Source organism: Treponema pallidum subsp. pallidum str. Nichols, assembly GCF_000410535.2.
In the GTDB taxonomy this organism is placed as follows: Bacteria; Spirochaetota; Spirochaetia; order Treponematales; family Treponemataceae; genus Treponema; species Treponema pallidum.
Window position 1 is genome coordinate 410991 of the sequence record NC_021490.2, and the last position, 21876, is coordinate 432866.

Genomic DNA, 21876 nt, shown 5'->3' on the forward strand with positions numbered 1-21876 from the left:
ATGACGGTGCAAAAGGTGAGCGCGTTGTTCTTTACGGTGAGTATCCCCGTGTTGCTGTGTGCGGGGGTGTGGCAGGCTTCGCGCTATCAGGCGGTTGAGCGTGTGGTGCGTGAGTACGACGCAGAGCAACACCGTATTATCGCAGAAAATAAGCGTAAGATTTCTGGGATCGCGATCCTGTCTAAGCCGGATCGTATTGAAAAGCTCGCGGTAGAGAAACTGCACTTACACCGGGCGTCGCACGCCGAAATTGTGCGCATTAAGCTGCGTCCTGCGCACAAGGACTCCTCCCCTCATGCTTCTGAGTTTTGATGAGGTATGTGCGGCAGTGCAAGGGGCTCGCGTGTGCGATGCACGAGGGGCGCGCGGTTTTGACGGGGTTTCCTTTGACAGTCGTGCGGTTGTGCCGCGTGATTTGTTTATTCCGCTCCGTGGTGCGCACGTAGATGGACATACGTTTGTTGAAGAAGCGCTGCAGAAGGGCGCAGTTGCAACGCTTATAGATCAAAGGTACCCCCATGCTGGGGAATATGTTGCTTGGTGCACTCGCTTTGGAGCTGCCTGTATTGCGGTGCACGACACGCTCAGGGCGCTGCAAGATCTTGCCTCCTTTTACTGCAAAAAGTTTCCTGCGCTTATTAGGATTGGCATTACCGGATCAAGCGGAAAGACAACCGTAAAAGAAATGGCTCGCGCGGTGTTCAGTGAACGGTATCGGGTGGTTGCGACGCCAGGAAATTTAAATTCAGAGATAGGTTTACCGCAGTCGCTGTTTTTTGTGCGTGCAGAACATGAGGTAGGAATCTTTGAGCTGGGGATGAATCGTCGGGGGGAGATGCGTACGCTCGCTCAGATACTTGTTCCTCATTACGCGATCATTACCAACGTAGGTTGTGCGCACGTAGGCATTCTGGGCACGCAGCAGGCAATTGCGGAAGAGAAAAAAGAGATTTTTTCTCAATTTACTGAACACAGCGTGGGTTTTGTCCCCGACGATGCATATCGTGTATTCCTGTCTAATATCCCGTACGGTAGGGTTGTAGTTTACGATCAGGGGGGGCGTGGTCTAGCAACTGAGGTGATAGATGAGGGTTTACGTGGTTCTCGCGTGTTATATCAAGGACGATGGATTCGCGTGCCACTACCTGGGGTGCATAACGCAAAGAATGCGCTTGCAGTGATTGCGCTTGCCGCACAGGTAGGACTTCCTGCTGAGGAAATTCAGCGGGGGATGGAGCGGGTAAAACCGCCCTTTGGCCGCTCTCATGTGGTGTGTGCGTCGCTGACCTTTTTGCTCGATTGTTACAATGCGAATCCTGATTCAATGGCTGCGGCGCTTCATTTGTGTGCGCATATTTCTGCAGTATCAAAAGTATATGTGCTCGGTGACATGGGAGAGCTAGGAGTTACCGCTGCCGAAGCTCACTATCGGGTGTGTGTTTTGGCAGCCGCTTCTGACGCGCGTGCAGTGTATGTGTTTGGTCCCGAATTTTGTCGTGCGGTAAGAAAAGTTTCCTGGGGGAGGAAGCGCGTGTACGCCTTTGCACTAGAGGAACTGTCTGCGCTGCAAGAAACGTTAGACGCGCAATTACGGCGGGGTGATTTTGTTCTGGTGAAAGGTTCACGCAGTGTTGCGCTCGAGCGGCTTGAACCTCTTTTGAGGAAAGAGCGATGAGACCGATGATTTCCATCGAGAAAAATGTACATCAAGAGCGTTACAGTTTTGTATTCATACTGCTTGTCGCCCTTATGGTAGGAGTAGGTTTTGTAACGCTTTATTCAGGGTCGGTGCATTATGCGCAGCGCTTTTTTCGTTATCCTGGTTATTTTTTGGTAAGACAGGGAGTGAGTATAGGCATCGGTCTTGTGTGTTTATTGTTTTTTACCTTTGTTCGTTTAGCTTCTTTAAGAAAAGCATTGTCTCCTTTGATTCTCGTTGCATTTGCGCTCTGTGTGTGCACGTTTTTCCCTGGTATTGGTTCAACGCGCAATGGAGCGACGCGTTGGATTAAGGTGTTTGATATTAATTTTCAGCCATCTGAATTTGTGAAGCTGGTACTCATTGTTTTTCTTGCAAACTTTTTTGATAAGCACCGGGAGCATTTCGATACACCTATACGATCAATTTTTCCTCCCTTTGTTGTGAGCGTGATTTTTGTGTCAGTAGTTTTTTTTCAAAACGATTTTTCTACCGCTATGTTTTTGCTTTTTATCACAGTGGTTATGTTCTTCATTGCAGGTGCGCCTCTGTGGTGGTTTTTAAGAGGCATAATGGTTCTTGCGCCGATAGCAGTGCTTATGATCGTCACGTCCACCAATCGTTTGCGTCGAGTGCTTTCATTTTTGTATCCAGATAGAGACCCGCTTGGCGCAGGATACCAAGTAAACGCGGCGCTCGAGGCACTGATGGATGGAGGGTTGTGGGGGCGTGGTATTGGAAATGGGGTGAGGAAAATTGCGAGCGTGCCCGAAGTATATTCGGATTTTATTTTTGTCGTTATTGGAGAAGAGATGGGATTCATTGGTGTGTGTTTATATTTAATGTTGTTGTTTGCGTTTACCCTCACTGGCATTTCTATCGCACTCAGATGTGCTAATCGCTTTAATACTTTTTTGGCTTTCGGCGCGTCGGCGGCAATTGTTTTACAGTCAATTTTGAATGTTGCAGTGGTGGTACGTCTAGTTCCAGCCACTGGTATTCCTCTTCCCTTTTTTTCTTCAGGAGGTTCATCTATTGTGGTAACGCTTTCTTTATGTGGATTGATCATCAATGTTTCAGGGGATGAGAAGATAAGGAGGGAGCGTGAAGAAACAGTTTTTGTGTAGAAATACTGAAGCGTGCAAGTACCCTCTGGTAGGGTATATGTCTATGCGGGTGAGAGTTGCAGTACTGAAGGTGGTAATTGTTATATTGCTGCTCGTGTTGTGTGTGGAGTTTGTATTTTATCTTTTTGTTGTTCCGGCAACTTCTTTTGCAAAGGTAGAATTTTCAGGAAATGTGACGATATCCCCGGAATATTTGATGAAGGCTGCAGGGCTCACTGGTAAAGAAAAATGGATGAGTTTGGACGGTTTTACAATTTCGGAACGACTGGCATCTGTTCCGTTACTTGCTCAGGTAGAGGTGTTAAAGAAATTTCCAGATACGATGCATGTTCATGTGGTAGAGCGTGTTGCTATTGCACTTGGTTTTGTGCACGTTCAAGGCCGTGCGATGCCGGTGCAGATTGACAAGACAGGAACAGTTTTTAGTGTTGGGACGGCACCTCTTGATACAGTATTGCCGGTAGTAAGTGGTCTTGAATTTCGTAATCCGCGCGTGGGGCTACGCGTGCACGATCAGCTTGTTCCTCTTTTTGTGCAGTTAGATAATTTGAGCAAGCGGAACCCTCTTTTGCTCGGTGAAATTTCTGAGATAAGCATTGAACAAAAAAGACACGGGGGATATGATTTAGCGCTTTACCTGGTGCGTGCACCTATCAGAGTACGCATGGACAAAAACCTTAGCGAAGAAAAGTTGCGGTATGTCATATTGCTCGTTGATGCGCTGCGGGAGTGGCAAACGCAGAGGCGCATTAAGGAGCTTGACGTGAGAGGTGGGACGGCGGTGTATCGCTAGAAGAGGAAAGTTATGGGTGAGGTTATTGTCGGCTTAGATATCGGTACCGAATCGATCAGGGCGGTAGTGGCCGAGCGGTTGGAAGGTGGTGCGTTACAGGTTGTAGGTGTAGGCGTCGGTCATTCAAAGGGTTTGAGGCGGGGTGTAGTAGTCAATATTGAGAATACAGTTGTGGGTATCCACCACGCGGTTGAAGCTGCGGAGATGATGTCCGGTATCGAAGTTGCGCACTGCGTTGTGGGGCTTGGAGGTACCCACATCGAGGGTAGAAATTTAAAAGGTGTTGTGGCGGTTGCAGATAAGGGGAAGGGGCATCGCGAAGTTGATCAAAGCGATATTGATCGGGTGCTTGAAGTTGCCTGTGCAGTTTCTCTTCCTCCCGATCGTAAAATTCTTCATGTTATTCCCAAAGTTTATTCGGTGGATGATCAGCACGGCATCACCGATCCGCGCAATATCATTGGGGTTCGCCTGGAAGGCGAGGTGCATATGATCACCGGTTCTGCAACGTGTATGCGCAGTGTAATCGATTGCGTGAAACGGGCGAACTTGCACATCGATTTTTTAATGCATAACGGGCTCGCTGCTGTTCGTTCTGTGTTAAACGATGACGAGCGAAATGTAGGGTGTGTGCTCATTAATATTGGTGGGGGAACTACGGATGTTATTGCAATGTACAAGGGTTCCCCGGTGCTTATCACTTCGATTCCTGTTGGGGGCAGTCAGGTAACTTCTGATCTTGCAAAGGTAAAAAACCTCCCGCTTGAAACTGCAGAGCGCATTAAAATTAAAGATGGATGTTGCTGGATCCCCCTGCTTGAGGGAGAAGGGAGTGTTCTCATCTCCAGCCAGGGAAATCGGATTCCTGTAGAAATTTCTAAACGAGAAATCGCCGAAATAATTGAAGCGCGCATGTGTGAGGTTTTTACGATAGTGCGCGATCGTCTTTCGACGGTGGAGACGCAAAGCGGTCGTGGTATCATTGAAAATATTATTCTCTGCGGCGGTGGCGCGCAGCTTACCGGTGCGGTAGAGCTTGCGTCAGCAATTTTTGATACACCGCGCGTGCACCTTGGAATACCAGGTACTTTGGGAGGATTGGCAGGGGAATATCGCAGTCCTGAGTTTGCAGTGGTGTTAGGACTGATTTTAGAATATACCCATAAGCAGGGACAGCGCGCTTATCAGGGCCGTGCTGAGATGGAGCGTGCGGGAGTGTTTACTAAAGTGAAGGATATTTGGAGGAACTTGTTTTAAACCGCGCACAGCATGCGGCACGCGGTGTAGGGGAATGGGAGGGGAATGATGAATATAGAGCTTGCACCTTCAGGCGAAGAGTTTACCCTAAGTCCAACGGTCATAAAGGTCATCGGTGCCGGTGGTGGTGGGTCAAACGCGGTAAATAGGATGATGAGCTGCGGTTTGCAGTGCGTCGAGTTTATTGCAGCAAATACAGATGTGCAGGCGTTGAGCTATTCTACCGCGCCTAAAAAGCTTGCCATTGGCACCAAGGTGACAAGGGGGTTGGGTGCAGGCGGTGATCCTGAGATTGGCGAGAAGGCTGCAATGGAAGATGCTGAAGCCATTGCAAGTGCGTTGCAGGGCGCGAACATGGTGTTCATCACCGCAGGGATGGGAGGAGGTACGGGAACAGGTGCTGCCCCAGTTATTGCAAAGATTGCACGGGAACTTGGTGCTTTGACAGTTGCCGTAGTCACGAAGCCGTTTCGCTTTGAAGGCAGAGCAAAGATGATGCTCGCTGAGCGAGGGATCGAAAAATTGCGCACGCACTCGGACACCGTGATTGTGATCCCTAATCAGAATTTACTCAGTGTGGTAGATAAGCGCTGCCCGATTAAAGAGACGTATCTGGTTGCAGATGATCTGCTGCGCAAGTCGGTGCAAAGTATTTCTGATTTAATTACCCTTCCTGGAGAAGTGAATTTAGATTTCATGGATGTAAAAAACACCATGGAAGGGCAGGGGTACGCGCTTATCGGTGTGGGAGAGGGAGAAGGGGAAAACCGCGCAGTAGATGCGGCAACCGCTGCAATTAATAATCCGCTTTTGGAAGAGACGCGGATAGAAGGTGCTACCAGACTGCTGGTTGCGGTACGTGGCTCAGAGAACTTGAGCATGGGAGAAGTCGATGGCGTGATGTCTGTGGTTGCAAAGACCATTGATCCGGATGCGATTATCATCCATGGCACGTCCATCGACGCGAGTATGCAGGATAGGGTGAGGGTTACGGTTATCGCAACGGGTGTACCGCAAGCGAGTATTTCGATAGCGGGAGATACACACAGTTCTCAAAAGATAAAAACATCATCGTACGGTGCGGTGAGTACCGGTGTGTATATTAGTTCTGACGAATGGAACAGAGCTAAAAGCTCTAAACAGCCAAACTTACCTGGTCTGGCTACGCGTAATAGCGCTGTTCAAGAAACGCGTATGGAAAAGAACGGAGTGAAGGGCCACACGTTTGGCGTTCCGCTCCCCTCGGTAAATGAAGATTTGGATGAACCGACCTTTTTGAGAAATAGGAACAAGGGTCTGTGAAAGACGTCGATATCCGTGTGCAATCCTTTTACGCGTACTTAATTTCGGCAGAGGCGCACGCGCTTTTGACCGCACGGACGTACGTGACTACGTTGATGCTTTTTCAGAAAAACCTTGATCCGCCGTGTAACATTGAAAGCGCCAATGCGCACGATTGTGTACGTTTTATCGAAAAGCGGAGTGCTGCGGGTGTCTCAGGCAAAACGATTGCGAAGGACATGGCGGCGCTGCACGCGTTCTATCAGTTTCTCATTTTGGAGCAGGTGCGTCCTGATAACCCAATGCAAGACGTTGATGCACCGCGTCGTGCGTATTCACTGCCGCGCGTGCTGTCTCCCGAACAGGTCAACACTTTTCTGCAATCCATTCCACTGTGCACACCAGGTGGCGTGCGTGATCGCGCGCTCTTTGAACTTATTTATGCTGCAGGTTTGCGGGTCAGTGAGGCAGTTTCTCTTTCCCTTTCTGACATTTTTTTTGCAGAACGTCTGCTAAAAGTGACAGGTAAGGGGAACAAAGAGCGTATGGCTCCCTTTGGAGAACAGGCGTGTTACTTTCTCATGCAGTATATACGTGAGGCGCGTGTTCGTTTTACGAGCGCGAAGCATCCGGAGAATAGTGAAAAAAAAGGAGCTGTCTTTTTAAACAGGCAGGGGGGTCGTCTGAGTCGTAAAGGTATATGGAAGCGCCTGCAGGATATTGAAATCCGCTCAGGGGTGGAGACGCACGTTCATACGTTTCGCCATTCATATGCGACGCATTTGCTTGCAGGCGGTGTCGATTTACATTCGGTTCAGTGTCTGCTCGGCCATGCAGATATTGCAACTACCCAGGTGTACACACACGTGGAAAATGGACAGCTCGAAGCGTGTCACCGCGCGTGTTTTTCTTCAGAAGGTCTTCGTGATGAAAACTAGGCGGTGTGCGTCATATGTGGGCGGTGCACTGTGCGCGGCGTTCTTTTTTTTTCATTCCTGTAAGGAGCGTCGCACCGTGCAACGTGTTCAGGATTTAGAGAAAGGAGTGCCCCATCCAACCTCTATTGAAGAACTGCGGAGGGCAGTAAAGCTGCACGAACAGCGCCTCGAGCGTTTGCACGCAGTGCAGGATCAGGTGGGTGTTTGGTACAAGATGCTCGCGTTGCGCTACTTCGATCGTAAGATGTATACGCACGCGCTTGATGCGTTTACCCAGGCCATTACCTTTGCTCCCGAAAATAAGCATCTTTTTTTTTACCAGGCGTTGTGTGCCGCATATGCGGCTAAGTACGTCGCTCCTATTGATCCTGAGAAGAAAATGCAGCAGCAAGCTGCTTATCGCGCGTTAGCAGTCTCTGCGTATGTGCGTGCGCTCTCGTTGGACGCGCAGTATTCCCACGCGTTGTACGGTCTTTCTGTATTGTATGTATTTGAACTGAATCAGCCACAGAACGCGGTTCCTCATTTGCAAAAGCTCCTCGAATTGAAAGAAAATACAGAAGCAGCTTTGTTCGTTCTTGCGCGCGCATACTACACACTTGGACGATATGCTCAGGCAATAGAGTGTTACGATCGCATCCTTGTCCAAAGCAGTGACTCCCATCAGAGAGATCGTGCGCGACAGAATAAAGAATTAGTCACGAATGTATCGCAGCGTGCTACGCGTGGGGACCGTGGATGAACACGGATACTGTACTCACTGAAACGCACAAGATTGCTCTTGCGCTCTCTTACTGTCACTTTTTAAAAGGTGGGGAGCGGTTGCGCGTTTCAAAAGCTGTAGGTTCTTTTCAGGAGCTTACTGCATGGAAGGTGCGTGATTTTGAGCGTGTTGTAGAAAGGCACATACGCACTGCGGGTGCGCAACTTTCTGCGTTGCCTCACCTCGTTCGGCACGGTATACAAACCATGCGGTGTTATCAGATAAAAATGGTGTTCAAAGACGATGATGCGTTTCCCTCCTGGTTAAGAGAAATAAGTGATGTACCGTTTGTGCTGTTCTATCGGGGCACTTTGCCGTGTGCAACCCAACCTATTGTGGGGATGGTTGGCACACGTACTCCAACCGGTGAAGGAGTTCGGAACAGTTTGGCCTTTTCCAAGGCGTGTGCTGAATCGGGCATTGCCATTGTTTCAGGACTTGCACGTGGAATAGACGGATTCTGTCACAAAGGAGCATTAGCAGGTGGTGGGTACACCCTCGCAGTACTTGCCTGTGGTGTAGACCAGTTATATCCACGCTCAAATAGCGCGCTTGCTGCACGGATTATAGAAACCGGAGGATGCATTCTGAGTGAATATGCGCCATCTGAGCATGTGATGCGCTATCGTTTTCCTGAACGCAATAGGCTCATTTCAGGTTTGGCACGATCGCTCGTTGTTATGGAAGCACCAAAGAAGTCAGGCGCGTTGATTACCGCATTGTGTGCCTTGGAACAGGGACGTGATGTGTACGTGTATGAACCCTTGCTTGAAAGTCTTCAAAATGAGGGAGGAAGACTTCTGCATGCAGAAGGTGCACGCGCGCTGACGTGCGTGCAGGATATGTTTGACGATTGGGAATACGCATGTACGGGTCGGACGTAGGACAGTTTCGGTAAGCATAGGGGGCGGAAAACATGGAAGTGCGTGGGCTACAACCGAAAAGGCAGAAGACATTTGCGCGGAAGCATTTGGTTATTGTGGAATCTCCTGCGAAGGCGCAGACCATCGAAAAATATCTGGGAACGCAGTACGTGGTGCGAGCGTCCATGGGCCACGTTATTGACTTGCCAAAGTCTCGTTTAGCTATTGATATTGAGCACGATTTCCAGCCTGAGTACATTACAGTTCGTGGTCGTGCGCAGTGTTTAAAAGAGTTGCGCACCCTATCTAAGCAGTCACTGCAAGTGTTTCTTGCCAGCGATCGTGACCGAGAGGGGGAGGCGATTGCGTACCACCTTGCACAGTCTATCCAGGCGTATTGTGATACGCCGATCAAAAGGATCGTGTTTAATGAAATTACACCGCACGCGATTAGGGCGGCAATTGGCCATCCGGTTCCAATAGATACCGCAAAGGTCAATGCACAAAAGGCGCGGCGCGTACTGGACCGTTTGGTAGGATACCACCTATGTCCGCTCCTGTGGCATAAGGTGAAAAACGGGTTGTCTGCAGGACGTGTGCAGTCGGTTGCACTTCGTCTTATCTGTGAACGAGAAGTTGAAGTAAAGCGCTTTGTTCCAGAAGAATACTGGACGGTTGAAGGAACGTTTGAAAAGGATAAAAAGTCATTTTCTGCACTACTGATACTGATTCAAGGGAAAAAGGCTGTATTCAAAAGCAAACAGGAGGCTACAAGCGCTATCGGTCTTTTTTCTCAGAGTGAGGCACGAGTTTCTCAAATACGCAGTTTTGAAAAAAATGTTCGACCGAAGCAGCCCTTTACTACCTCTACGTTGCAGCAATGCGCTGCCAATAGGCTCGGGTTTACCTCGCGTAAAACGATGCAGGTTGCGCAGCAGCTCTATGAAGGCGTATCTCTTGGTACCCACCGCGTGGGGCTCATTACATATATGCGTACAGATTCGGTGCGCGTTTCTGAAGCTGCTGTAAAGGAAGTGCGCGCGTGGATAGCAACGCATTTTTCTGACGCACTGCCGGGTACTCCCAATCGGTACGCTGCAAAGGGAAAGTCTCAGGACGCACATGAGGCGATTCGACCAACATATGTTGCCCACACTCCTGAGCGGATTAAAGCGCACCTTACGCGTGATCAAATACGTCTGTACACGTTGATTTGGGAGCGTTTTGTTGCAAGTCAGATGACAGATGCAAGAGTGCGCAGTTTGACGTTTGAAATTACCGCTGGCCCGGCGGTTTTCAGTGCAACTGAAACGCAGGTTATTGAACAGGGATTCTACCGTGTACTGAAAATGTTATCCCCCAAAGATCTCTCTAAAGCTGTACTTCCCCCTACGAAGGAAGGTGAGGTAGTTGCACTACATAACGTGCAGTCCGTACAGCACTTTACGCAGGGTCCTGTTCGGTACACGGATGCAAGTATCGTAAAAATGTTGGAGGAAAAGGGAATTGGGCGCCCTTCAACGTATGCACCGACTATTTCAGTACTGCTGGATCGCTATTATGTAACTCGTATTCAAAAACAGCTAATGCCGACCCCATTGGGAAAGGTCATTAGTGATCTTCTCACCACCTATTTTCATGATGTTGTTGATGTAAGTTTTACCGCGCGCATGGAAAGTAAACTCGATGAGGTGGAGGAAGATAAAATCAAGTGGAATTGTGTCATTGCGGATTTCTATCCTGCTTTCAGCGAAAAGGTTTCAACGGTGATGAAAGATCTTAACAGCATGCGCGGTGTGTTCGATGAGAAAACAGATGTGGTGTGTAGTCAGTGTGGTGATACGATGGTGAAAAAACTGGGCAGGTTTGGATTTTTCCTTGCATGCGGAAAGTTTCCTGAGTGTAGAAATACTCAGCCTGTCCCTCTTGCAAAGTGTCCGCGTCCTGCGTGCGATGGGAATATCGTGGGGAAAAAAACAAGGGGAAGAAAGGAATTCTATGGCTGCACGCGTTTCCCTGTCTGCGATTTTGTCACTCACTTTAAACCGACCTTTGCAGTGTGTCCTCAGTGTCGATGCTTTTTGGTTGAAAAATCAAATCGCAGAGTCGGCACATATACTGCGTGTGTAAACCCTGAGTGTCGGTATGTATCTCCTACTCGAAAAAATCTTTCTCTGGGAAAGGAAGCTGTCTTGGATGGTAGCCACAGGGGGGCACAGGATAAAGGAGCAGTGCAACATTATGAGTAATGAGCAGTTTACCCAGTATCTTGAATATCTTTTTCGGGTACGCAGGCTGTCTGCGCATACGGTTTCTGCCTATGCGCGCGACTTGAATCTTTTTGAACGCTGGTTGCAACACGCGCAGAGAGCGTGCGCGCGCGTAACAGTTTCTGATATGCGTCTGTTTGTGTGTGAGTTAGGAAGACGGGGACTTTCCGCAGCGAGTATTAACCGAGTTTTGTCCGTGGTGCGAGGTTTTTATGTGTTTGCTAAAAAAAAACATTGGTGCGCGGACAATCCTGCACGCTTAGTGAGGAATATAAAAGGTCCTTCAAAGTTGCCTCGTTTTATGTTTCCACCGCAAGCAAAGGCGTTTTACACCTTACCAAGTCGTACGGATATTTTGTGGCAGGAACGGGATGCGGCACTTTTTGCGATGTTGTATTCAACAGGATGTCGCGTTTCAGAGATAGCGGCGCTCTCATTGAAAGATGTGCATCCGCATCTTAGTTCTGCGATTGTGCGGGGAAAGGGTGATCGGGAGCGGACCGTGTTTATTGCTCCGTTTGCGCAGAATTTTTTGCACGTGTATATGCAGGCGCGTGCGCAGCGATGTGCGCGCTACGCCTCTTGCACACCCGCGCTGTTTGTGAATCAGCGGGGTCGGTCGCTTTCTGTGCGCGGAATACAGTACCTTGTTAGTCGGTACGTGCTTTTGGCCCAGGACGTGCACGCGCTGTCTCCCCACGCGTTTCGGCACAGTTTTGCTTCGACGTTGATCCGTCGGGGGGCTGATGTGCGCGTTGCGCAAGAGTTATTAGGACATGCGAGTGTGTCTACCACCCAGCGATATGTGCATGTGACTTCAGAGCAACTGCAGGACTTGTATCACCGTGCGCATCCGCGTGGATAGGGGGTAGGAACGGAGCGTCCAAACGATGCGGGGAAGCGAGCTGCAGAGAATGTACACCAGTGCGAAGTGCTTTTTTCTGAGACTTTTTTGAAGAAGACTTTCTTAAGCTCGCTTTTTTTTGGTCGACAATGGGTCGGGGGTAGTCGGATGAATAGTTTTACCAGAACGGTGGATCTTTTGCATCGTGCTTTGGATGTCAACGCGTTGCGCTATGAAGTGACGGCGAATAATCTTGCGAACGCAGAGGTTCCAGGGTTCAAGCGGACGGACGTAAACTTTGAAGCAGAGCTCAAGCGTGCTCTGGATTCTCAAAGAAATGAGACAAGTTTTTTCAAGCAGGCAACTGCGGGGACGAATATGTTGTCCAGTGATGTTATCGACTACCGCTCGGTGCGTCCGCGCCGCGTGTTAGACTATTTGACGGATGTGAAGGCGAACGGAAACAATGTGGATGCTGAGCAAGAAGCCATGCATGTTCTCAAGATTCAGATGCACTATCAGATGTTGAGTCAGATGGTAGGGTTCCAGTATCGTCAGGTTGAGTCCGTGTTACGTTAAGCGTATGGAGAAGCGTGATGGGTTTGTTTAGTGGTATCAATATTGCCGCGACGGGTATGAGCGCGCAGCGCTTGCGGGCCGATGTGATCTCTGACAACATTGCTAATGCTTCCTCCACGAGGACTCAAGAAGGTGGAGTGTTTCGGAGGAGCAGGGTAGTTTTGGCGCAGAAGAATCCTGGCATTGACTGGCGTATACCTTTTGTGCCCGAGCAGTTGGATCGGGGGGTAGGCACAGGGGTTCGTGTGGTAAGCATAGAAAAGGACAACGCTCCTTCTCGTCTTGTGTACGACCCAACGCACCCTGATGCGATTCTATCAGGGCCGAAGGCTGGGTACGTGGAGTATCCTAACGTGGATATTGTGACAGAGATGGTGGATCTTATTTCTGCCTCTCGCGCGTATGAGGCAAACATATCAGTTATTTCAGGATCAAAAGAAATGTTTCAGCGTGCGTTGGAGATTGCGCGCTAGGTGTGTTGCGCGTACAGTCTGTGAAGATGTCTGTGCTGTGTGAGGGGAGGATACAATGACGCCAGTTGGTACCATTACGAATAGTGCGAATGTATATAAAGTTCCATCTCTGAGGAAGGTGCCTGAAATCGGTCCAGTGTCGGTAGAAAGCGTAAGGCAGCGCATGCGAGGGAATACTGACGCGGTGGATCAGGCAGTGAACAAAAAGGCGATGAGTTTTGAGCAAACGTTGCTGCGCGCTTTTGATCAGGTAAATCAAAAGCAGCAGAAGACTGCTGAGTTGACCGAGCAAATGATAGTAGATCCTGAGTCTGTTGACGTGCATGATGTAACAGTGGCGATGGCGGAGGCTAGTATGTCCTTGAAAATCGCGCAGACTGTCATTGATAAAGTCCTTAAGAGCTGGAACGATGTCACCACTGCTCGGTAAGGTTTACAAGGCCGGGCTGTTCTGCAAAAAGAGTACCGACGGTATATCAGGTGAAAAGAGGGTGGGACGCGCTTAGTGCGCATTGGCTCGTTCTATAGTGAGGGGAGGGGACACGCGTGGGCGAATGGTTGGGGCAGCTCGGAGTCAAACTCAAAACACAGTGGAAGAAGTGGACGCTCGTGCAGAAGTCTGTGCTTGCCGGCGCGGCGCTCGTGTCTGTCATGGGGGTTGTTGTCTTGCTCACGTGGTCGGCGAAGCCGACGCTCGTGCCACTTATCGACACTCCTATCACTGATGAGACGGTGCGGGAAAAGATTATCCTGCGCCTTAACGAAGAGAATGTGCGTGCAACCGTCTCAAGCGTTGGGTTGATTTCTGTCTCGGATGAGAAGACAGCGCGTCGTATGCGCAGCATCTTAATTCGCGAAGATTTGATCCCAAAAAATGTGGACCCATGGGCCATATTCGACGTCGAGCGATGGACGCGTACTGACTTTGAGCGCAGGGTGGACGTGCGGCGTGCAATTAATAATACCGTTACCAATCATATCAAAGCGCTCGACGACATCGATGATGCCCATGTAGTAATAAACGTGCCTGAGGATGCGCTTTTTCAGGCAGACCAGAAACCTATTACTGCGAGCGTTGTCATTTTCCCTAAACCGTCGAGCACGATCGCCTCAGAAAGAAAAAAAATAGAAGGCATTCAGAAACTATTAAAGCTTGCAGTTCCTGGACTGAAGGATGAAAACATCACGATTGTAGATAGTGATGCTACCGTCCTAAATGATTTTGAAGGGTTCAAGGACGCTGATCGGCTGAGTCTCATTGAAAAGCAACAGAAAATGATTGCGAAGCTGGAATCCCAGTATGAGGCAAAAGTGCTGGCTCTCTTGCAAAAGACGTACGGTAAAGACCGGGTGCGCGACTTAAATATCAAAATTGAAATGGATCTTTCTGAAAAGACGTCGCAGACTACCAAGTATCTGCCTATAGAAATCCGTCAGGACAATCCGGATACCCCGTGGGATGATTCTCAGGTTGTGCCCTCTGTCACTTCGATATCTGAAACGGCAACCACTACGTGGCAGGGTACGGGGCTTAACCCTGAAGGACCGCCGGGAGTTGAGGGTCAAACACCTCCTGCATACAAAGACATGAGCAACCAGGTGGGACTTTCTAACCAGTCGGTCGTTAAGAAGCAAGAGGCGATTAGCAAGAGTGAGATCAACGAAGTAGTGAGCCCGGTGCTCGGCCGCAGGACGGTGTCGGTCAATATCGATGGAGAATGGCGCAAAAAGAGAGACGAGCACGGAAGATTCATTGTGAAGGAAGGACACATTGAACGTGAGTATATCCCCATCTCTGCTGAGGAGCTGCGGGAGGCAACGAAGGCAGTGCAGGATGCAATCGGCTTTGATGCGGGGCGTAAGGATTCGGTAAGTGTTTTAAATATCAAATTTGACCGGACGTCAGAATTTGATAGAGAAGATGAGCATTACCTGCGCGTCCAGCAGAGGAACATGATCATCTTATACTCCCTTGCCAGTGTGGCAATCGTTTTATTTATCTTCATGGTATACAAGGTTATCAGCAAAGAGGTGGAGCGTCGCCGTCGTCTGCGGGAAGAGGAGCTTTTAAGGCAGCAGCAACTGATGAGGGAGCGTGCCCTGTGGGAGGCTGAACAGGCGGGGATGAATGTTTCCATGTCGGTGGAAGAGCGTAAGCGGCTTGAATTGCAAGAGAATGTGTTGAATATGGCGCGGGAGCATCCGGAAGATGTTGCGTTGCTTGTGAGAACGTGGTTGATGGAGGAGTAGTACTATGGCCGTTACATCCGTGAAGGATAAGCTCGCCACGGGAGAAAAAAAGCAACGGGATATCAAGTCTCTCAATGGTCGGCAAAAGGCAGCGATATTTCTAGTTTCTATTGGGGAGGAAATATCCGCTAAGGTCATGGGAGAACTTAAGGAAGACGAGATTGAAAAGTTGGTGTTTGAAATAGCGCGTACAGAGTCAGTTGATGCAGAACTCAAGGATGCAGTTTTAGAAGAATTCCAGGAACTGATGACCGCACAAAACTTTATCACCTCAGGAGGTATCGATTACGCGCGGGGATTGTTGGAGAAGTCGTTGGGAAGTCAAAAAGCAATCGAGATCATAAATCGGCTGACAAGCTCCTTGCAGGTGCGTCCCTTTGACTTTATTCGCAGAACTGATCCCACACACCTGTTAAATTTTATTCAGCAAGAGCATCCGCAGACAATTGCGCTTATTTTGGCGTACCTTGAGCCGAATAAAGCTTCTGTTATTTTGCAGAACCTCCCTGATGAGATTCAGAGTGATGTGGCTCGGCGCATAGCCACGATGGATCGGACGTCCCCTGATGTGTTGCGCGAGGTTGAACGAGTACTTGAGAAAAAATTGTCAACGCTTTCTAGCGAGGATTATACGGCCGCAGGAGGTGTCCAGAACATCGTGGACATCTTGAATTTGGTCGATCGTTCTTCTGAAAAATCTATTGTTGAAGCATTGGAAGATGAAGATCCAGATCTTGCAGAGGAAATTAAAAAACGTATGTTCGTGTTTGAGGATATTGTAATGCTCGACGATCGGGCCATTCAAAAGGTGCTGCGGGAGGTGAATATGGAAGAACTCGCAAAGGCACTCAAGGTTGTCGACACTGAAGTACAAGATAAAATTTTTAGGAATATGTCGAAGCGGGCAGGGAGTATGCTGAAGGAAGAAATGGAATACATGGGGCCGACCCGCTTGAAAGATGTGGAGGAAGCCCAGCAGAAGGTTGTTTCTATCATCAGACACCTTGAAGATAGTGGTGACATTGTCATCGCGCGTTCAGAAGAAGACGAGATGATTGTGTAAATGTTGTTCCTGATAAGCGATATGGGGTTCGAAAGGAAGCAGACAGTATGCCAAAGATGATATTTCGGAACCATGAAGTGAAGAATCTTGATCAGTTCTTGCTGCTTGATCTGAGCAGGTCTTTTGGTGTCGAGCCTCAGATTGAGGAGGTGCAAAGCGAACCTGTGTGTCCAGTTCCTGATATGCGTGAAGTGCAAGAGGAAGTTGAGCTGTTTCGAAAAAGTTGGGAAGAAGAGCAGGTGCAGCTGCGCGCGCGTGCAGAGCGTGAGGCACAAGATCTAAAGGAGCGTGTAGAGGAGGAAATCACAGCATATCGCGAACAGTGTACGCAGGAGGCGGATCGTATCCTTGCTCAGGCAAAGGAACAGTCTGAGCTACAAATTAGCGAGGCGCAACAGCAAGCTGAACGCATGATTGCTGAGGCAGAGACGTCTCGTCAGAAAATATGTGATCACAGTAAGGCAGAAGGTATTCGTCTTGGCAAGGAAGAAGGGTTTCGTGCGGGACAGGAAGAGGTGCGGTATTTAACTGAGCGTTTGCATAAGATGATCGAAGAAGTGATGGGGCGGCGTCAGGGTATTTTGCGGGAAACCGAAAGACAGATTGTTGATCTGGTGTTGTTGATGACAAGGAAGGTGGTCAAGGTCATTTCTGAAAACCAACGCGCTGTTATCAGCGCAAATGTGGTGCATGCGTTGCGTAAGGTGCGAACGCGCGGAGCGGTGACGCTGCGGGTAAACCTTGCGGATGTGGAGCTTGTTACCCAGCACAAGCAGGAGTTTATCGCTGCAGTGGAGCGTGTGGATGATCTAACGGTAGTGGAGGACACGTCAGTGGGTAGGGGCGGTTGCGTGGTGGAAACGGATTTTGGAGAGATTGACGCGCGGGTTGCAAGTCAGCTCCATGAGCTTGAGCAGCGTGTTTTGGAAGTTGCCCCCATTGTAGTGTCATCAATGTCAGCATCTAAGGGTTCTTGATAGAGAAAGAGGCGTGGGTGTGCGTGTATGGAAGCAGACCTGTTGTGCAAGTATGAGGTGGCGCTCCGCGAGAGTGAGCCGGTAAAGTACGTTGGGCATGTGACAGCAGTGAGGGGTTTATTGATTGAAAGTCGTGGCCCTCACGCGGTAGTTGGTGAATTGTGTCGGATTGTGTTGCGCCGCCAGGGGCGACCGTTGATAGCAGAGGTAGTAGGACTTGCAGGATCGACGGTAAAACTGATGAGCTACACCGATACGCACGGGGTTGAAGTTGGCTGTGCGGTGGTAGCAGAAGGGGCGGCACTTTCAGTCCCCGTAGGAGATGCTTTACTCGGACGCGTTTTGAACGCGTTTGGGAAGGCAATTGACGGGAAGGGGGAGATATATGCGCCGCTCCGCTCCGAGGTGTTGCGCGCGTCTTCTAATCCTATGGAGCGTCTTCCGATTACGCGTCAAATGGTAACAGGAGTGCGGGTGCTTGATTCGTTGCTGGCAGTTGGTTGCGGACAACGTCTGGGTATTTTTTCCGGTTCGGGGGTTGGGAAGTCGACGCTGATGGGGATGATCGCGCGCAATACAGACGCAGATGTGTCGGTCATTGCCCTTATCGGGGAGCGTGGCCGTGAAGTGATGGATTTTGTTGCGCATGATTTGGGTCCTGAGGGTTTGAAGCGCTCGGTAATAGTTAGTGCGACGTCTGATGAAAGTCCGCTTGCGCGGGTACGAGGTGCGTACACGGCGACAGCGATTGCAGAGTACTTTCGGGATCAAGGCAAACAGGTGCTGCTGCTGTTTGATTCTCTGACGCGCTTTGCAAAAGCTCAGCGTGAGATTGGGTTAGCGTCGGGGGAGCTCCCTGCAACGCGTGGATATACCCCGGGGGTATTCGAAACGTTACCGAAACTGCTTGAGCGTGCAGGTTCTTTTTCCATGGGGAGCGTCACCGCTTTTTATACTGTTTTGGTAGATGGGGACGATCTCGATGAGCCGATATCAGACGCCGTGCGTGGAATTGTAGACGGGCACATTGTACTCAGTCGCGCGCTTGCGCAGCGCAATCACTATCCTGCAATAGACGTGTTGCAAAGCGTTTCTCGCTTGGCGCACCGCGTGCTGGGTGCAGACATGAAAGAGGCAGTGCGCATAGTGCGTCGTGCGCTTGCAGTGTACGCAGAAGTAGAGGATTTGGTACGAGTTGGTGCGTACCAGCAGGGGAGTGATGCAGAACTTGATCGAGCTATTGCGATGCGCGCAGAGCTTGAACGGTTCCTAACGCAAGGAGCCCAGGAGCGCGTGCGTTTTCAGGATACTGTAACGTCGCTGTCCATGCTGACAGGGCTCAGTATAGCACAGCCGCCTTCGGGTGTGTGAATCTGCAAGAGCAGAGGAGATAGCGCGTGTGAAAAGGTTTTGTTTTTCTCTTGAGCGTGTGCGACGCTTGAGAGCGTTTCGTGTACGCGAGCTGGAAGTTGAGTTAAGCAAAGTTCTTGCAGAATACGGAAGCATAGATACACAGATTCGATCGATTGCTGGCGAGTATCGTGCGCGGATGCAGGACGTAGCGCCAAAGCGTGGAGCAGTTTTTTCTGCTGCGTCGGTGAGCGCTGTGCAGGATCAAATTGACGTGTTGCAATTACGCCGAGAACAGCTGCTCCATAAGCAGGCGCACCTTTCTTTTACTCTTGAGCAATTGCGAGAACGATACGCGCACGCGCGCCGTGCACACGAGGCTTTGCTCATGCTTGAAGAAAAGGAGAAAACACGCTGGCGAGAGCAGCGACTGCGCGCTGAGGACCGAGCGTGTGACGACCTGGTCAGCGCACGCGTACCTGGTGCACCCAGCAAGCATTAATGGCTGGCGCGCTGCGTGCGCGCTCGGGTGTATGAGGAAGGCGGTCCATGTCCGTGGAAGAGTATGAGCGTTTCGTGTGCCGTGCACGCTCGTTCCAAGATGGTGTCTGCCTCATTTCCCGCTTCTTCGTACCCTGCAGAACACAGATCCCCCGTGAACGCAAGGTGTGCAATACGGTATAGGTAACAGCCATACGCAGGGGATGCAAAACAGGTAACGGTAAAACCTGCGCAATTGAGGGAACAGTCTCCCTGTAACAGGGTGCTCTCGTGGGCATTCCAGCACTTTTCCCCGCAAAAGATGTGCGGGGAGTATACGCGCAAAAGCGTGCGCACGCCCGCTTGGGTTGCGTCATCTGTGCGGGTAAGAAAAACAGCCGTCAGGGTGCAGGAATTCTTTTCAATGGTGTGGATCAAGTGAGTGCTCACGTGCCCGGCATCGATTAGGAGCGCTTCGTTTAAGGACAGGTTGCACAGCAGATAACTCGTGCGCTGGGTATGCTGCTCTGCAGGGTGTATGTAAACTTTCATGGCAGGTCGCTCAGGTATATGCGGGCGTGTTCGGTACTAGATCCTTTGAATGTGCAGTGCGTAGTGTGCGAGGGCATAAAGTGCGTGTGTTGCACGGTGCAATTTTCAAAACGCACTGTTGCAAGCGTAGCGTGTAAGAAACGGGTGTGAGAAAGATCGCTCTCCTGAAAAGAAACATCCTGCGCGTGGATACGGTTGAAGTTGTCAGATAAGAGTACTGCATGTGCGAAGCTCACCGTGTGCAGGATGCTCCCCTCAAAAGAGGAGAACTGAATGTCAGCTTCAGTGAAAGAGCTATTGACCAGGTAGCAACGCTCAAAAAAACACATACGCATCACTACATTCGCGAACACACATGCATTAAATACGGTATTAAAAAAATTGCAGCCGACGAAATGAAAACCCGAAAAGTCTACGCGGTTCAGGCGCATGCGTGGAGCGTACACGCCGTGTATGTGTGTTGACGTATGCATGAGCTTAGCAAAGTCCGACGTAGAGCAATACGGTGTGGGTTCGAACATGCGCGCAAAGCTTATACGGGCTGGACGGGTGTGGTGTCAATGTATGCGGTGTGCAGGACCTGGGGATAACACGGTTCCTGTGAAATTTTTCAAAGAACAGGCTAGGATGATGTCTATGTCGGACCGACGTGAGCAATTTCAATACGCATTTTTGGATTCAGGTATAGGAGGATTGCCCTACGCACACGCCTTACGCGTGCGTGTGCCTGAGGCCTCACTGGTGTACGTGGCGGACCGTGTATACTTTCCTTATGGGAATAAAAGTTCTGCACAGATTATTGCGCGTGCGTCTGCAGTTTTGCAGAAAGTGCAGACGAATTTTTCACCACACATAGTGGTACTCGCGTGTAACAGCATGTCTGTCAATGCACTTGAGTTTTTGCGTGCGCAGGTTTCGGTTCCAGTGGTGGGGGTGGTGCCTGCAATTAAGCAGGCGGTGGCGTGCAGTCATAAAAAGCACATTGGTGTCTTAGCTACACAATGCACGATTACGCATCCGTACACAGCGTGTTTGAGAGCACAGTTTGGTGCAGGGTGTGTGTTTCAGATGCGTGCGGATGCACGCCTTATTGAGTGTCTTGAGCGCGGGTTAATTTTTGAAGTCGAAGACATGCAGCGGGAGGCAGTGGCGCGCTCAGTTATGCCCTTCCAGGAAGCGGGGGTGGATGTGCTCGTGCTCGCGTGCACCCATTTTGTGCACGTGCGTCATCTTTTTCAGGACTGTGTTGGTACCTCGTGTACGGTGGTAGATTCGCTAGAAGGTGTGGTACGCAGGACGTTACGTCTGTGTCCACCGCAATCTCAATTGCGTGGGAACGCCGCCTGTTACGTAACTGGTGCGCGCGATGCAGTGTGCGCGGCACGATACGCACGGTATGCGCAGCACTTTGGATTGCGCTGGGCGGGTTTTTTGGACGTATGAACACGGCACTGGATATCGGGTGCGTGCACTGTGTGTGTTTGTGTGGAGGCGGTAGATAAGAGAGGCTGATAGACAGCGCGGTGCTGCGTGCGTACAATGGGCCATGGGGAAGCCGAGGTTTCGTGCAGTGGCCTTTGACATTGATGGGACACTGTACCCTGGATGGCGCCTTGCACTGCGTGTTATGCCCTTTATGATTCGCAATGCGCGCTTGATGCGTGCGTTCCGTGCGGTGCGTCAGGAGCTACGTCGTGAGCAACGTACGGCACTTATTCCTTTTGAAGACTTTTTTTTTGCGCAAGCTACGCGCATCGCGCCGCGCGTGGGTTTATCTGCAGAAGAAGTGCGAGCCTTCCTCGACACAGCGCTGTATCGGGGGTGGAGGCGTCACTTTTTACATATAAAGCCATTTCCTCACGTGCTTTCCTCGGTGTTGGAGCTGAGGCGGCATGGGCTGAAGATAGCGCTTTTGTCGGATTTTCCTCCGAGTCAGAAAGGCTGTCTATGGGGGGTGCGCGCGTTGTGCGATGTAACGTTGGGCACAGAGGAGATTGGGTCCCTCAAGCCTTCTCCCCGGGCCTTTTACGCGCTGGCGCAGAGACTGAATCTGCGCTGTGAAGAAATTCTTTACGTGGGGAACAGTGTTCATGACGTGGAAGGCGCGCACGCAGCAGGTATGAGGATTGCCTGTGTGCGCAGGCCCTTTACGAGTCTTCGCGTTCGGCGCAGCGCGGACTGGCTCTTTTCCGACTATCGCACATTGTGCGCATATGTGATAGCATGAGCGCCGGCGCAGGGTAGTCTGCCGAACCCCACACGTCCAGCGTGGCGCCCGCGGGTACCCGCTGTGCGTCGCGTGAAGACGAAGGTGAGT

General features: G+C 50.3%; 23 protein-coding genes. 21 read left to right on the forward strand and 2 right to left on the reverse strand.

Annotation, left to right across the window (positions count from 1 at the left end; all coding sequences use genetic code 11):
* From TPANIC_RS01880 to fliJ, 19 genes are all read left to right on the forward strand, one after another.
* Window positions 1-312 (forward strand): cell division protein FtsL, encoded by a 312-nt coding sequence (locus TPANIC_RS01880; protein WP_014505483.1) that lies wholly within the window; start codon window positions 1-3, stop codon window positions 310-312.
* Window positions 296-1675, forward strand: a complete 1380-nt coding sequence (locus TPANIC_RS01885; RefSeq protein WP_010881834.1) for a UDP-N-acetylmuramoyl-tripeptide--D-alanyl-D-alanine ligase — start codon at window positions 296-298, stop codon at window positions 1673-1675. Before TPANIC_RS01880 ends, TPANIC_RS01885 begins: the two co-directional genes overlap by 17 nt.
* Window positions 1672-2826 carry a putative lipid II flippase FtsW gene (gene ftsW, locus TPANIC_RS01890; protein ID WP_010881835.1) on the forward strand — a complete coding sequence of 385 codons (1155 nt, stop codon included), beginning with the start codon at window positions 1672-1674 and terminating at the stop codon, window positions 2824-2826. Before TPANIC_RS01885 ends, ftsW begins: the two co-directional genes overlap by 4 nt.
* A complete protein-coding gene (locus TPANIC_RS01895) occupies window positions 2804-3619 on the forward strand; it encodes a cell division protein FtsQ/DivIB (protein ID WP_010881836.1) in 816 nt (271 codons plus the stop codon). Before ftsW ends, TPANIC_RS01895 begins: the two co-directional genes overlap by 23 nt.
* A gap of 12 nt (window positions 3620-3631) precedes the next feature.
* Window positions 3632-4876 (forward strand): cell division protein FtsA, encoded by a 1245-nt coding sequence (gene ftsA / locus TPANIC_RS01900; RefSeq protein WP_010881837.1) that lies wholly within the window; start codon window positions 3632-3634, stop codon window positions 4874-4876.
* A 45-nt stretch (window positions 4877-4921) separates the two neighbouring features.
* Entirely contained in the window at window positions 4922-6178 is a 1257-nt protein-coding gene (gene ftsZ / locus TPANIC_RS01905; protein ID WP_010881838.1) for a cell division protein FtsZ, read from the forward strand.
* Complete coding sequence (locus tag TPANIC_RS01910; protein WP_010881839.1) at window positions 6175-7095, forward strand: site-specific tyrosine recombinase; 921 nt, start codon at window positions 6175-6177, stop codon at window positions 7093-7095. Before ftsZ ends, TPANIC_RS01910 begins: the two co-directional genes overlap by 4 nt.
* 16 nt (window positions 7096-7111) lie before the next feature.
* Window positions 7112-7837 carry a tetratricopeptide repeat protein gene (locus TPANIC_RS01915; protein WP_014505485.1) on the forward strand — a complete coding sequence of 242 codons (726 nt, stop codon included), beginning with the start codon at window positions 7112-7114 and terminating at the stop codon, window positions 7835-7837.
* A complete protein-coding gene (dprA, locus tag TPANIC_RS01920; protein WP_010881841.1) occupies window positions 7834-8742 on the forward strand; it encodes a DNA-processing protein DprA in 909 nt (302 codons plus the stop codon). The genes TPANIC_RS01915 and dprA overlap by 4 nt, the downstream gene beginning before the upstream one ends.
* Before the next feature lie 32 nt (window positions 8743-8774).
* Window positions 8775-10970: a type I DNA topoisomerase gene (gene topA / locus TPANIC_RS01925; protein WP_010881842.1), complete on the forward strand. Its 2196-nt coding sequence runs from the start codon at window positions 8775-8777 to the stop codon at window positions 10968-10970.
* Window positions 10963-11856 carry a tyrosine recombinase XerC gene (locus TPANIC_RS01930; RefSeq protein ID WP_010881843.1) on the forward strand — a complete coding sequence of 298 codons (894 nt, stop codon included), beginning with the start codon at window positions 10963-10965 and terminating at the stop codon, window positions 11854-11856. Before topA ends, TPANIC_RS01930 begins: the two co-directional genes overlap by 8 nt.
* A 147-nt stretch (window positions 11857-12003) precedes the next feature.
* A complete protein-coding gene (gene flgB, locus TPANIC_RS01935; protein ID WP_010881844.1) occupies window positions 12004-12414 on the forward strand; it encodes a flagellar basal body rod protein FlgB in 411 nt (136 codons plus the stop codon).
* 17 nt (window positions 12415-12431) lie between these two features.
* The gene (gene flgC, locus TPANIC_RS01940) at window positions 12432-12887 is read left to right on the forward strand and encodes a flagellar basal body rod protein FlgC (RefSeq protein WP_013945054.1); all 456 of its coding nucleotides are present in this window, start codon (window positions 12432-12434) and stop codon (window positions 12885-12887) included.
* A 55-nt stretch (window positions 12888-12942) separates the two neighbouring features.
* Window positions 12943-13317, forward strand: coding sequence for a flagellar hook-basal body complex protein FliE (fliE, locus tag TPANIC_RS01945; protein ID WP_010881846.1), 375 nt, complete (start codon window positions 12943-12945; stop codon window positions 13315-13317).
* 116 nt (window positions 13318-13433) lie between these two features.
* Entirely contained in the window at window positions 13434-15137 is a 1704-nt protein-coding gene (gene fliF / locus TPANIC_RS01950; protein WP_010881847.1) for a flagellar basal-body MS-ring/collar protein FliF, read from the forward strand.
* A gap of 4 nt (window positions 15138-15141) precedes the next feature.
* Window positions 15142-16200: a flagellar motor switch protein FliG gene (fliG, locus tag TPANIC_RS01955; protein WP_010881848.1), complete on the forward strand. Its 1059-nt coding sequence runs from the start codon at window positions 15142-15144 to the stop codon at window positions 16198-16200.
* 47 nt (window positions 16201-16247) lie between these two features.
* Window positions 16248-17177 carry a flagellar assembly protein FliH gene (gene fliH, locus TPANIC_RS01960; protein ID WP_010881849.1) on the forward strand — a complete coding sequence of 310 codons (930 nt, stop codon included), beginning with the start codon at window positions 16248-16250 and terminating at the stop codon, window positions 17175-17177.
* A gap of 27 nt (window positions 17178-17204) precedes the next feature.
* A complete protein-coding gene (fliI, locus tag TPANIC_RS01965; protein ID WP_010881850.1) occupies window positions 17205-18548 on the forward strand; it encodes a flagellar protein export ATPase FliI in 1344 nt (447 codons plus the stop codon).
* 28 nt (window positions 18549-18576) lie between these two features.
* Window positions 18577-19029 (forward strand): flagellar export protein FliJ, encoded by a 453-nt coding sequence (gene fliJ, locus TPANIC_RS01970; protein WP_010881851.1) that lies wholly within the window; start codon window positions 18577-18579, stop codon window positions 19027-19029.
* On the opposite strand, the gene TPANIC_RS01975 is transcribed toward fliJ, so the two are convergent.
* Together TPANIC_RS01975 and TPANIC_RS01980 are read right to left on the reverse strand one after the other, a co-directional pair.
* Window positions 19026-19559 carry an MBL fold metallo-hydrolase gene (locus tag TPANIC_RS01975; protein ID WP_010881852.1) on the reverse strand — a complete coding sequence of 178 codons (534 nt, stop codon included), beginning with the start codon at window positions 19557-19559 and terminating at the stop codon, window positions 19026-19028. The two genes, fliJ and TPANIC_RS01975, sit on opposite strands and share 4 nt — an antisense overlap.
* Window positions 19556-19990 carry a pentapeptide repeat-containing protein gene (locus TPANIC_RS01980; protein ID WP_237249931.1) on the reverse strand — a complete coding sequence of 145 codons (435 nt, stop codon included), beginning with the start codon at window positions 19988-19990 and terminating at the stop codon, window positions 19556-19558. The genes TPANIC_RS01975 and TPANIC_RS01980 overlap by 4 nt, the downstream gene beginning before the upstream one ends.
* A gap of 22 nt (window positions 19991-20012) precedes the next feature.
* On the opposite strand from TPANIC_RS01980, the gene murI reads away from it, so the two are divergent.
* Together murI and TPANIC_RS01990 are read left to right on the forward strand one after the other, a co-directional pair.
* Window positions 20013-21002: a glutamate racemase gene (murI, locus tag TPANIC_RS01985; protein WP_235214098.1), complete on the forward strand. Its 990-nt coding sequence runs from the start codon at window positions 20013-20015 to the stop codon at window positions 21000-21002.
* 103 nt (window positions 21003-21105) lie between these two features.
* Complete coding sequence (locus tag TPANIC_RS01990) at window positions 21106-21786, forward strand: HAD family hydrolase (RefSeq protein WP_013945063.1); 681 nt, start codon at window positions 21106-21108, stop codon at window positions 21784-21786.
* Window positions 21787-21876 lie beyond the last annotated feature (90 nt).